Below are 13339 nucleotides of genomic sequence, written 5' to 3'. Positions count from 1 at the left end.
TAAATTTAGTTCGTTATCTGAATAAAATAATTGCCGAATACGGATATTCAGAGTAAAAAAACACTTGTCCCGTAGTCTCCGAACGACTTTTTAAAATATTTCCGCACTTCTTAAAAAATGAGGCCGGTCCTGAAAAAAAAGTTTTATATTCGTAGTCTCTTAAAAGAGCTGACATTTTGTTGTGCAGGTGACCGGCCGGTCATGTTTATATCGGGCTCGCGGCGCCATTTTTTCACCGACCTTAAAATGTGAAGTGCTTCAGTTTTATTTACATCAGGCTGTTATTATCCTTTCCTGTTAAAAAACGGATTCGGTATATTCTTCATATTCTTTACAGTTTTCAATTTATTTTAAGGTTATTCTCTGTTAAGCGGAAGCAACCAGGTCATATCCTAACTGTGCGGCCTGTTTTTTTAGTCTGTTTATCTTTTTTTCCTGATTTTTGCCGGAAAGATATCCTTTACCCAGATCCTCAAAAGATTCTCCGTATTTTATTATATGATAAATTCCCTTTGCTATGCTGTGAGCAACTGCGACAACAGCTTTTTTGGCTCCGCGCCGATATTTTATACGATAATATTTGTCCTTATAATATGAGTCCCTCTTCTTAATGGCAGACCATGCAATTTCAACCATGACTGTTTTAAAGGGATGATTTCGGACCGGGGACCTGCCGCTTTTACGCTTGCCGGCACTTTCATTATTTCCGGGACAAAGTCCTGCCCAGGAACAGAAAGCAGCCTCATTTCCGAATTCTTCCAGTGTGAATCCTATATGACTGAGCACTGACTGACCGGCCACTGTGTTAATCCCGTATACTTCGTCCAGACGATCCAAAACTTCCTGATGAGGCCTCATAAGCCTGGCAAGACGGGCAGTTACGGATTTAATATTCCGCTCCGTTGCCTCAATTGTATCCATAAGCAGTTTTAACTGAAAACGATGGTGATCTTCAAAAAAACCCTGAATACTGCGATGAAGTTCCGCACTTTTGGAACCGAGACTTCCTTTCGCACATTTTTCAATATTTTCAAGGCTTAAATCCGCATCTTCGTCACAAAGGAGACTGATCAGGTTACGTCCTGTCACTCCGAACAGATCGGTCACCACAGAACTGATTTTGATATTGGCGGTCTCGAACAGTTTATGAACACGCCTCTTGTAATCTCCGAGAGTCTGTGTGTAATTTTTCCGAAGCGTTGTCAGGTCACGCCATTGTCTCACTTCCTTTGCCGGAATAAAACTGCCTTTCACAAGCCCGTGGCGAAGGAGATTGGCAAGCCATCTGCTGTCCTCGGTATCCGTCTTTCTGCCGGGAACATTTTTTATATGGCGCGCATTTACCAGGACAACATCCAGATGTCCTTCAAGGATATTGTGAACCGGACGCCAATACACACTTGTACTTTCCATTGCAACTGTCGGACAATTATTGTCGGTCAGCCAGTCCCTTAAAAGGAAAAGGCTGTCTGTAAAAGTCGGGAATTCCCTCACTTCATATTGCGGCGAGCCAAGGGGATTCAGAGTAATAAGACATGCTGAAATAATATTCTTGTGAACGTCCAGTCCGCAACAAACGGGATGCATTACTGAAATAATCGGGGTGTCTGATTTTTTAGTCATAACCGTCCTTCCTGTTATAATTGTTGATAAATATTTATTCTGAGAGTAGTTATGACATTTTGAACCAAAAATCAAAAGTTTCATCCTTTGTTGTGTCCGCAGGACATGGGAGTTTATATGAAAAAGGTGTTAGATGTCAGGTGTCAGGTGTTAGGAAAAATTACAAATTTTCTGATTATAACGGATTTAGGGGAGAACCGACCAAGCCCTGTAAGGGCGGCATATTTGTAGCAACAGATTTGCCGCCCCCCCTGCCAGGCCCCGTAAGGGCTTGTGGTCGGCCCGGCATGATGAATGCTACAAATATATCGCCCCCACGGGGCTTTAACAGCCTCCCCTAAATTCGTTACAATCAGAATTAAACTGCGAAAAAAAATGCCGGTCTCACGGAATCCCGCTGAATCTCTCCGATCCTCGAAAACGGGATGCACAGGAGAGGTGTTTTCTTTTTCCGCCATTTTTTTCACTTTCCCTCCGAATTTCCCTCCGGAGTTCCCTCCTTCCCCCCTTCCGGAGAGACAAATCCTATAACATCCTGCATGTCGGCGTCCCGACGCTGAGTTTAAGAGAATAATCTCTCATCCCTCTCTCGGATATAATATCCGAGAAACCTCATTTCCGGGTCTTTGGTCAACTTTTTTTTCTCTTTTAAAGAGGGAAGTGTTTCAGTTTCAATCCCCTCCATTTCCGGGTCTTTGGTCAACATGGATGATCGAAGTTGACTCCGCAATCGGAGGTTTCAATCCCCTCCATTTCCGGGTCTTTGGTCAACGTGACCCGAATGTGGATGATGATGGTGGTGGAGTTTCAATCCCCTCCATTTCCGGGTCTTTGGTCAACCCCCAGTTTACTGAACAGGGGGGTATTAATCGGTTTCAATCCCCTCCATTTCCGGGTCTTTGGTCAACAAGAATGGGATTCGAAGACGGGAAGGGGCTTTGTTTCAATCCCCTCCATTTCCGGGTCTTTGGTCAACAGAGGGATATGTTGAATATAATAGAGGTGAAAGGTTTCAATCCCCTCCATTTCCGGGTCTTTGGTCAACCTGGTTATAAAATTTCTGATGTCTTGGTAGAGTTTCAATCCCCTCCATTTCCGGGTCTTTGGTCAACCCCGTACCTGACGGAAAAAATGTAGAAATTGAGTTTCAATCCCCTCCATTTCCGGGTCTTTGGTCAACGTTTTGGTGTTGTGGCTGGAACCGGAACTGGGTTTCAATCCCCTCCATTTCCGGGTCTTTGGTCAACCGGTAGCTGATGTTTCTGTCGACGGCATTTCTGAGGGGTTTCAATCCCCTCCATTTCCGGGTCTTTGGTCAACAAGAAAACGTACTAGAAGCCTGGAAAGATAATAAGTTTCAATCCCCTCCATTTCCGGGTCTTTGGTCAACTCTATCAAGGTTTTTCAGCTGGTGATGAAGTGAGTTTCAATCCCCTCCATTTCCGGGTCTTTGGTCAACAAGGATGAAAATCTTGTTGGCGGGAAAGTAGGATGTTTCAATCCCCTCCATTTCCGGGTCTTTGGTCAACAGAAAAAGATGCGGAACATAGACGACCCGTTATCTGTTTCAATCCCCTCCATTTCCGGGTCTTTGGTCAACAGCCACTTGACTGGTTTGCGGGAAGCAGGCGCGACGTTTCAATCCCCTCCATTTCCGGGTCTTTGGTCAACCTCTGTAGCGAGCTTGCTTGCCAAATTTGGGGGAAAAGTTTCAATCCCCTCCATTTCCGGGTCTTTGGTCAACGGTCTCAGAGGAGCATCTGGGATGCCTGTCGTTGTTTCAATCCCCTCCATTTCCGGGTCTTTGGTCAACAGTGAAGACCGAAAAGCTTCACTCAATGACAACGTGTTTCAATCCCCTCCATTTCCGGGTCTTTGGTCAACCATGAGTATGGATTTTAACCCTCTTTATGGGTTTCAATCCCCTCCATTTCCGGGTCTTTGGTCAACACAAATAAAACCGTTGTCGATGAAAATTCTGTTTCAATCCCCTCCATTTCCGGGTCTTTGGTCAACAATTAATAGATTGTGAATATTCACATACACGGGTTTCAATCCCCTCCATTTCCGGGTCTTTGGTCAACCCTTGAGGTTCAAGACGAGTGCAAAGAGGCAGTTTCAATCCCCTCCATTTCCGGGTCTTTGGTCAACCCCCTCCCACGAGACGTGATTTACGTCTTTAAAAATTTTTAATTTCTTGATAATAAAGAATAAATCCACTTAAAAACCTCCTTTTGTCTTCGATTTTTTATGTCGGAACGATATCGGGAAAATCTGATTTAACATCCTGATATCAAAGAAAATAAACTAACTTTTTTCGGTTATTTTTTTCTGAAAAATTTTTATATAATTATTTCAAATAGTTAGATGTTGGATACAAGATATATCTCTTTAAAATTGATTTTTTCGAAATTTTTTTTACAGATTTTTACCCAGTAAAACATCTTTTTTTAGTATTTCGAAATTTACATATTTTTAATACCGGGACACCAATATGAAATATTCAGAACATATAAAACATATGGGCTGCTCAGGTCAAACAATTTTTTTCAGACCGCATTAGTAATTGAGAATTGAGAATTATCAAAGGATGCAAAAATTCCGCTTCGCTCCGCCTCATTTCTGCATTCCGGATCAATTATCAATTCTCAATTTTCTGATTATAACGGATTTAGGGGAGGCCGGCAATATGACAACGGATTCAGGGGATGAAACGGATAGTACCGGCCGATATGACAGCGGTTCCCCGAAGGGTGTTTCCGATCCGGAAAGCCCTATCCCTTATCCCGGCAGGCAGCCCGTAATCCGGTGCCGCGGGAAGCCGATCTATAAGACTGCCGGACGGGGTTTGCAACCCCGTCCGAAACGTTTGTTTTCGGGGGTCGGAAAATATTTCGGACGGGGTTGCAAACCCCGTCCGGCAGATCGGCTTTCAGAGGCAGTTTATGCTGTTTCAATCCCCTCCATTTCCGGGTCTTTGGTCAACCGAAGATTCGGGCAGGAGGAATTGATTTTTATTGTTTCAATCCCCTCCATTTCCGGGTCTTTGGTCAACATTTCGGGCGTTGAGCTTGCGGCGGATGGGGTTTCAATCCCCTCCATTTCCGGGTCTTTGGTCAACCTGGAAGAGAGGGACAGTATCAAAATTCAATATGTGTTTCAATCCCCTCCATTTCCGGGTCTTTGGTCAACTTTCATAATTTTTGATGAAAAGTGTATGGAGACAGTTTCAATCCCCTCCATTTCCGGGTCTTTGGTCAACCTGGAAGAGAGGGACAGTATCAAAATTCAATATGTGTTTCAATCCCCTCCATTTCCGGGTCTTTGGTCAACCCTTGAAGTGTCTTAAGAAGGCACTTCAACTTGTTTCAATCCCCTCCATTTCCGGGTCTTTGGTCAACGCAGATGTGAGTGGAGACGGAAAAATTGGAGTAGGTTTCAATCCCCTCCATTTCCGGGTCTTTGGTCAACCTGTCTATTAATTTTGGCGGTACCCTTGTTTGTTTCAATCCCCTCCATTTCCGGGTCTTTGGTCAACCCTTAAGAAGGCACTTCAACTTTTAAAAAAATAGTTTCAATCCCCTCCATTTCCGGGTCTTTGGTCAACAAAAACCAGCACAACATTGGAGAGGTAACTTTGGTTTCAATCCCCTCCATTTCCGGGTCTTTGGTCAACCATATGCCACTGTCCACTTCGTCGATCCCGATGAGTTTCAATCCCCTCCATTTCCGGGTCTTTGGTCAACAGCTTACAATAAAGGATGGTGGTCGGGGTTTTGGGTTTCAATCCCCTCCATTTCCGGGTCTTTGGTCAACATCGAAGTTGACTCCGCAATCGGAGGAGACCTTCGGTTTCAATCCCCTCCATTTCCGGGTCTTTGGTCAACGAAGTACTTTTAGCGATGCATTTAAGATTGCTAAGTTTCAATCCCCTCCATTTCCGGGTCTTTGGTCAACGATAAAGGATGGTGGTTGGGTTTCTGGTATTTAGGTTTCAATCCCCTCCATTTCCGGGTCTTTGGTCAACCCCCTCCCACGAGACGTGATTTACGTCTTTAAAAATTTTTAATTTCTTGATAATAAAGAATAAATCCACTTAAAAACCTCCTTTTGTCTTCGATTTTTTATGTCGGAACGATATCGGGAAAATCTGATTTAACATCCTGATATCAAAGAAAATAAACTAACTTTTTTCGGTTATTTTTTTCTGAAAAATTTTCATATAATTATTTCAAATAGTTAGATGTTGGATACAAGATATATCTCTTTAAAATTGATTTTTTCGAAATTTTTTTTACAGATTTTTACCCAGTAAAACATCTTTTTTTAGTATTTCGAAATTTACATATTTTTAATACCGGGACACCAATATGAAATATTCAGAACATATAAAACATATGGGCTGCTCAGGTCAAACAATTTTTTTCAGACCGCATTAGTAATTGAGAATTGAGAATTATCAAAGGATGCAAAAATTCCGCTTCGCTCCGCCTCATTTCTGCATTCCGGATCAATTATCAATTCTCCAATTTTCTGATTATAACGGAGTTAGGGGAGGCCGGCAATATGACAACGGATTCAGGGGATGAAACGGATAGTACCGGCCGATATGACAGCGGTTCCCCGAAGGGTGTTTCCGATCCGGAAAGCCCTATCCCTTATCCCGGCAGGCAGCCCGTAATCCGGTGCCGCGGGAAGCCGATCTATAAGACTGCCGGACGGGGTTTGCAACCCCGTCCGAAACGTTTGTTTTCGGGGGTCGGAAAATATTTCGGACGGGGTTGCAAACCCCGTCCGGCAGATCGAAAAAACCGAACCCGGAGTTTGGTTTCAATCCCCTCCATGTCCGGGTCTTTGGTCAACAAAGCCGTTGAACCTAAGGTTAAGAAGAAGAGTTTCAATCCCCTCCATTTCCGGGTCTTTGGTCAACTAAAGCCGGAGAAGAGTCATCATTTGCATGTTTCAATCCCCTCCATTTCCGGGTCTTTGGTCAACCTATATACAATATAAATAGTGCAGATATAGTTATAGTTTCAATCCCCTCCATTTCCGGGTCTTTGGTCAACAGCTCCAAAGACTGGATACCTGGAAAGCGAGGTTTCAATCCCCTCCATTTCCGGGTCTTTGGTCAACCCGAAGGGCGATGGAAAGCCCAGCAGGGAATGGTCGTTTCAATCCCCTCCATTTCCGGGTCTTTGGTCAACACGGTTGAAAGCACAAGATGGGGATCTTAACAGTTTCAATCCCCTCCATTTCCGGGTCTTTGGTCAACTAAGAAAATCCCAGAACCAGAACCAGAACCAGAGTTTCAATCCCCTCCATTTCCGGGTCTTTGGTCAACCATTTTGGCTCAAGGGAAGACAACCAAGAAAGATGTTTCAATCCCCTCCATTTCCGGGTCTTTGGTCAACGCGACTGAGACCGTGGAGACTGGTTCTGGTGCCGTGTTTCAATCCCCTCCATTTCCGGGTCTTTGGTCAACTGATCCTGACCTAGCCTCCGACCTCTGGGAACAAGTTTCAATCCCCTCCATTTCCGGGTCTTTGGTCAACACAAAGTCGTTTATGATGACGGACGCGGAAATCGGGGTTTCAATCCCCTCCATTTCCGGGTCTTTGGTCAACAAATTTTGATAATTTTCATGATATTTTGGAGTTTCAATCCCCTCCATTTCCGGGTCTTTGGTCAACCCCGAAACCCCCTTTGGCAAAGAGGTAATTAGGAGTTTCAATCCCCTCCATTTCCGGGTCTTTGGTCAACTTGGGAAAATATGATTTTTCAGCATCGAAAATATGGTTTCAATCCCCTCCATTTCCGGGTCTTTGGTCAACTGCGGGAAAGGATTTTCAGGTCATAATTTTAGTTTCAATCCCCTCCATTTCCGGGTCTTTGGTCAACAAATGAGGACAGCGAATGGTCGCGCGAAAATCCGTTTCAATCCCCTCCATTTCCGGGTCTTTGGTCAACTATGACAATTATGGCACAGGCTATGCAGAAGCAGTTTCAATCCCCTCCATTTCCGGGTCTTTGGTCAACTATGAAGGTCTTATTCACGAAGAAAGAGTAGAGTTTCAATCCCCTCCATTTCCGGGTCTTTGGTCAACATGACTAATATAGTCAAAGGGGTTATTGTTGGGTTTCAATCCCCTCCATTTCCGGGTCTTTGGTCAACGATAAAGAAAAAGAGGCTTATGACAGAGGATGGTGGTTTCAATCCCCTCCATTTCCGGGTCTTTGGTCAACACGGGGGGGGATGTGGAATTGAAGTTGCAGGCAGGTTTCAATCCCCTCCATTTCCGGGTCTTTGGTCAACAAATTTATTAATCTTGCCGATGCCATTTTTTCTCGGTTTCAATCCCCTCCATTTCCGGGTCTTTGGTCAACCTGTATGTTTCTGCAAAGCAACGTACGGCGGTTAGTTTCAATCCCCTCCATTTCCGGGTCTTTGGTCAACCCCCTCCCACGAGACGTGATTTACGTCTTTAAAAATTTTTAATTTCTTGATAATAAAGAATAAATCCACTTAAAAACCTCCTTTTGTCTTCGATTTTTTATGTCGGAACGATATCGGGAAAATCTGATTTAACATCCTGATATCAAAGAAAATAAACTAACTTTTTTCGGTTATTTTTTTCTGAAAAATTTTTATATAATTATTTCAAATAGTTAGATGTTGGATACAAGATATATCTCTTTAAAATTGATTTTTTCGAAATTTTTTTTACAGATTTTTACCCAGTAAAACATCTTTTTTTAGTATTTCGAAATTTACATATTTTTAATACCGGGACACCAATATGAAATATTCAGAACATATAAAACATATGGGCTGCTCAGGTCAAACAATTTTTTTCAGACCGCATTAGTAATTGAGAATTGAGAATTATCAAAGGATGCAAAAATTCCGCTTCGCTCCGCCTCATTTCTGCATTCCGGATCAATTATCAATTCTCAATTTTCTGATTATAACGGAGTTAGGGGAGGCTGGCAATATGACAACGGATTCAGGGGATGAAACGGATAGTACCGGCCGATATGACAGCGGTTCCCCGAAGGGTGTTTCCGATCCGGAAAGCCCTATCCCTTATCCCGGCAGGCAGCCCGTAATCCGGCACCGCGGGAAGCCGATCTGAAAAGTCATATCCGTTTCATCCTTTTTATCCGCTGTCATATTCACGGCCGGAGCCTCCCCAGAATCCGTTATAATCAGTCAATTTTCAATTCATACTTCCCCAGCCCAAAAGTGCAGGATTTTCCCACATTCAGGAATTCGCACAGCCTGACATAAGGCAGGAATTCGTCCAGTTCCCCGGAAAATACAACCTCTCCCACAAGCCCGCCCAGGTTCATCTTTGTTTTCTGACGGGCAGAATATCGCTGCCAGTCATACCAGCGAAGGTCGGAGGTTACTATTTTTACACTCCTCGCCCTGTCCAGGATATCCTCAAAGTTGATATCAAAAGAAAGCGGGCTGTGTACGGAAAGAAACGTGAGCCTGCGAAGGACATTTCTCATAAAAACATTGAAGGAAAGCGACCTTCCCAGACTGCCCCGGTCTTTGAAGCGGAAAGGAGTGAGAAATAGCACACAAAACCTCTCAGCGTGTCCCTCGGAATACAGGCGCCGGGCGGCCCATTCAGTCATCATATTAAAATCAAAAATCTGTCCGGGTCCCACGATGACACCGGTTTCGCCATCATAAATGACAGTCTCGCCGCCATCCTCGGAAGGAAAACCGTCCGTAATCGCCTCCAGAAAAATATTTCCCTGAGCCGCTCCGAAACCGATGCTGTTCATCTGACCCAGGGCGCAGGCCATGAAGGGAAAGCAGGAAATCGCCCTGCCCACCAGCGTAAAGGAAAGACATAGCATATCCCCTGCTTTCCATGCGCCTCCAGCCGGAGGATCAAGAACAAAAGGCCGGGGATAGTTTTTCTCCTGCCTTATGTTCTGGGACAGATCCGCTTTTACAAGATAAGGATGGTCCCGGGGAGATTCAAAAAGATACGCATAAAGATTTTCATAGCGGCACTGGGGTCGCACCGGGCAGGCCTCGCACTGCTTTTTCATGCCATAGCGGACCTTTCGCATAGCGTGCCCCAAAACGCCCCTGAAAGCCGAACCCGTATAAGGCGGAAGCTCCAAAGGCTTTTGAACCGTGAAATACGCATTAAATCGTGAAAAACTGATGTTGTCAAACATGATTGGGTCCTTTTGAAAGAAGAACAGGGAAAGAGGATAAGAAGGGGAAAAAGGCGGTCTTCTTCCTTTTCTTATCCTCTTTCCTTGTTTTTATCCTCTTTCCTTGTTTTTATCCTCTTTCCTTGTTTTTATCCTCTTTCCTTGTTCTTGTTCATATCCGAAAAATACCTGAAATCCAGATGCAGGCTGTTGAAATTGAAAATTAGTCCCCGTTTTTTTTTAAGATAACGTCCGTAGTTGCAGAATTTGTGCAAGATCAGATCGTCCAGTTCCCTCACAGCCATGGCCGAGAGCAACAGATCCCCCATAATGAAAAAAATGACTTCCCTTGAACCGACTGTCTGATTTCGGTATCGGGCAATAACTTCCTTTTTTATCTCAAAATCAATACCGGCCTCTTTCAGTTCGCAGTAAAACGCCCGCCGATAAATATGATGGACATAACCGACCCCCAGTGTCGTCAGAATCCGATTTGCCATAAAAAGCAGTTCTTTTATGGTTTCCTTGCCTTCCAGACGGATTTTGTCAAAATCAAAATCATCTCTCAGCGGCGTTTTGAGGCTTGCAATATTTGGGAAAGTCCGGCATTCTGCTTTGAAACCGCCGAAGTTTGCGAGAATTCCCAATGGCATGTTCATGCCTTTCAGATAGGAAATCAGTTGCGCCCGATGCAATGGAAGGATGTTCCGCACGGCTTTCAGTTCCACAATGACCGTGTTCTCAACTAAGAGGTCAGTCCTGCAACGCCCCACACGCCTGTCAAAATACAGCACGTCAAATTCTTTCTGTCGTTCTGTTTTCATCCCCCTGGCCCGGAGTTCAAGCTCCGCAGCGCTTTCATAAACATTCTCGTTCCAAATGTTGCCCAGCTTCCTGAACACTTCAAACAGACAGTTGTTGATGGCGTATGTCAGTTCTTCGTGCATAAGAGATGTTCCTCAGTGTCTCAAAAAAGAACAGGGAAAGGGGATAAGAAAGGGAAAAAGTGTTCTTATTCCTCTTCTTATCCTCTTTCCTTGTTCTCTTTCCTTGTTCTTTTTCACTAGTCCCATTCTCCCTGGCCAACTCTCACATTATTTTCCACAACCTCGGCAACGGAGGGAAGCTTCTGATGAGGACGAATATATTTTCTGCCTCTGCTCCATCCGTCACGGCGAACAGTGCCTCCGCCAAACCAGGCATAATTCTCATCGGGCCGGAGATTCAGCGGGCGATATCGAACATCCGAAGACTCAGACGGATTTGTAATATCAGTGATTCTGAGCATGTCCCGAATGTTGGGAATCTCTTCAAAAGAACCCCCCCCGTTTTTCGCTGACATGGTGTTGGCAAATTCCTCCCGGGCACGCTCCAGGCATTTCAGAGTCTCATCTCTTTCCAGTTCTCCGCTCTTTTGAAGAGAGCTGTATCGCTCTTTCCTGTCCGTGAGTTTCACCGCATCAATTCTCAGCATTACCGTGCCCATTCCCAATGATTTCCCCATGCCGACATGGTGGCAATGATTTCCGTCAGCCTTGTCATTAAAATCAATGGCAAATAACAGAAGCCCCAGTTCCTCGGAAGAAAGATTCTCAAAACGGACAGCAAAGCGAAATTCACAGGCAGCAGGAAGCGCACGAGCAGTAATATTCTGATCTGTTCTCGGCTCTTCAATCTTTTCACCATTCTCACCAGGATGATGGCTCAGATAGTCCTTGTTTTCCGGCTGGTTCACAAAATTCGGATGATGCCAGTAAAACTTCCGGCCCGGCATCCGGGCCAAATCGCTTTCCCATGAATATCTCCCATTGGGACGGTCATTATCAAATCCCTGGTGAATCTTTCCTTTTTCACCCGTCAGATAAAACGGATAGTATTTGGGTTTGGGTCCCCCGAGAATACGCAGCGGAACAGGCACAGATTCGGGAACCGCAGAAATCAGCTTTGCTGTTGAGATAAAAATACGTCCGGCAATCCCCTGCTCTGATTTGTCTTTCTGTTCAGGAATAAAACCAAACAACTGACACACCGGGCATACCCGATCCGGGTCATCGCACGGCGTAAACGTATCTTCATCACCCGTAACATCTTTTCCAAGCTGTTTCAGGAAATGGCCTGTGGAATACCGATACACATCTTTGTGCATCCGAACCGGGCCGATACTGGTGACAAATTTTTCCTCGTTGTCACAGGTAAAGAAGACCAGTTGGTTTTCTTCAAGTTTCTTCGGGTTTTTATTGTCTTTGCCTTCCTGGGCGATTTTATAATTCTCAATGACCGTATCAGATGTCTCAAAGGTTCGGGGACGGGTCTCTTCAAAAAAGACCTGATGCGTCTTCTTGGTCGTTCCCTCTTTTCCCACGTCCGCCCATTTTACCCAGCCCGTCTTCATCCTACCAATGGTCGGTTCACCGCTTATTTCCGAAACATACCATTGTGCGCCTCTGCTGAATCGTGGAAACTTTTTTGCTTTGAAACTCACCGTCGTATTTCTGTATTTTTGGCCCATGGGTTTTGGAAGTCTGTAACTCATCCCATCTTTTTCAATAAAATACCGGCCGCTACGATCAACGACCTTTCCCTTTGTCCCTGTTATTTCCTTCGGACTGATGTTCGGCCATTCTTTACCATCATGCTTTGCCCATATCACTTCAGGCTCGCCTCTCCGAAAGCAATCCACACACATAAATTTAATCTTGTTGTCATCGCAGGACACACTGACATGATTCGGAATGCCGAGAACGGACAGGGCATCCATACTGATTTTAACGATACCCATCTGGCTGATTTTTAACGATTCTCCTACTTTGACAATCCTGCCGGGACGACGAAAAGGAAGCCTTTTCGTCAGCCGGTAGGCAAAGCGGCTGTTGTCATCAAAAACAGAAAAGCAGGAATTGGAAGCTGTTTCGGCAACAGAGCGAATCATGCCTCTGAGGGATGATCCGGGAATGGCAAAGGTGTCATCCGGAAGCGTGTAAAAAGGTTTTTCCCAGTGAATCTTTGGTTTTTCCTTTGTATGTCCCTCAAGCGTCACAGCCTTTTTCCATTCCTGGGAACTCGGTATAAATACAGGCGTTTTCGTGGTGAGAACGCAGACGATTTCCCCGGAATGGCGATTCGCATAAAACCGGTCATGAAGTCCGCAGACAGGTTTTTTTTCATGCAGAGGGTTGGCAGGATGAACAAAATTATACGGATAGGTGAACATATCTCTGTTCGGTACCTCCGTATCTCTGCCTGGTGTCTCCGGTTCGGAGGTATTTGACGACTCATTTTTTTTCTCGGGATCCTTCTCCGCCTGGTAAGTCGCTGCCTTAAAGCAGTTACCCAGCCAGGGTTCCAAATGCGCCCTTTCAAAGCCCAGAAACATGCCCATCTTCAATTCAGGAACAATAAGGTTTCCATTTGCGTCTTTGATTGGAAATCGAATATCTTTGTTGCCAAGTTGCTCACACCGGGCAAGACCAAACTTAGCATTCAGACTATGAATTTTTCCCACAATAATATCAGCCATATCTCTCACTCCTTAACA

The 13339-nt window shown here is 44.7% G+C and carries 4 protein-coding genes and 3 CRISPR repeat arrays; all 4 genes read right to left on the bottom strand.

Annotation, left to right across the window (positions count from 1 at the left end; all coding sequences use genetic code 11):
* Positions 1-366: 366 nt before the first annotated feature.
* The 4 genes from dnm_RS16260 to dnm_RS16245 all read right to left on the bottom strand — a co-directional run bounded on the left by dnm_RS16260 (position 367) and on the right by dnm_RS16245 (position 13321).
* Entirely contained in the window at positions 367-1623 is a 1257-nt protein-coding gene (locus dnm_RS16260) for an IS110 family RNA-guided transposase (protein ID WP_207677974.1), read from the bottom strand.
* A gap of 668 nt (positions 1624-2291) precedes the next feature.
* Positions 2292-3774: a CRISPR direct-repeat array (repeat unit 36 nt; unit sequence GTTTCAATCCCCTCCATTTCCGGGTCTTTGGTCAAC).
* Between the two features lie 798 nt (positions 3775-4572).
* Positions 4573-5650: a CRISPR direct-repeat array (repeat unit 36 nt; unit sequence GTTTCAATCCCCTCCATTTCCGGGTCTTTGGTCAAC).
* A 799-nt stretch (positions 5651-6449) separates the two neighbouring features.
* Positions 6450-8077: a CRISPR direct-repeat array (repeat unit 36 nt; unit sequence GTTTCAATCCCCTCCATTTCCGGGTCTTTGGTCAAC).
* A gap of 752 nt (positions 8078-8829) precedes the next feature.
* Complete coding sequence (cas6, locus tag dnm_RS16255; protein ID WP_207677973.1) at positions 8830-9825, bottom strand: CRISPR system precrRNA processing endoribonuclease RAMP protein Cas6; 996 nt, start codon at positions 9823-9825, stop codon at positions 8830-8832.
* Between the two features lie 128 nt (positions 9826-9953).
* Positions 9954-10751 carry a GxxExxY protein gene (locus tag dnm_RS16250; RefSeq protein WP_207677972.1) on the bottom strand — a complete coding sequence of 266 codons (798 nt, stop codon included), beginning with the start codon at positions 10749-10751 and terminating at the stop codon, positions 9954-9956.
* Positions 10752-10867: 116 nt separating this feature from the next.
* Positions 10868-13321, bottom strand: coding sequence for a TIGR03986 family type III CRISPR-associated RAMP protein (locus dnm_RS16245; RefSeq protein ID WP_207677971.1), 2454 nt, complete (start codon positions 13319-13321; stop codon positions 10868-10870).
* Positions 13322-13339 lie beyond the last annotated feature (18 nt).

Origin of the sequence: Desulfonema magnum (genome assembly GCF_017377395.1) — a bacterium.
GTDB classification, from domain to species: Bacteria; Desulfobacterota; Desulfobacteria; order Desulfobacterales; family 4be13; genus Desulfonema_C; species Desulfonema_C magnum.
Note: the sequence above shows the minus strand (reverse complement) of the source record. Positions and strands in the feature narration are given on the sequence as shown.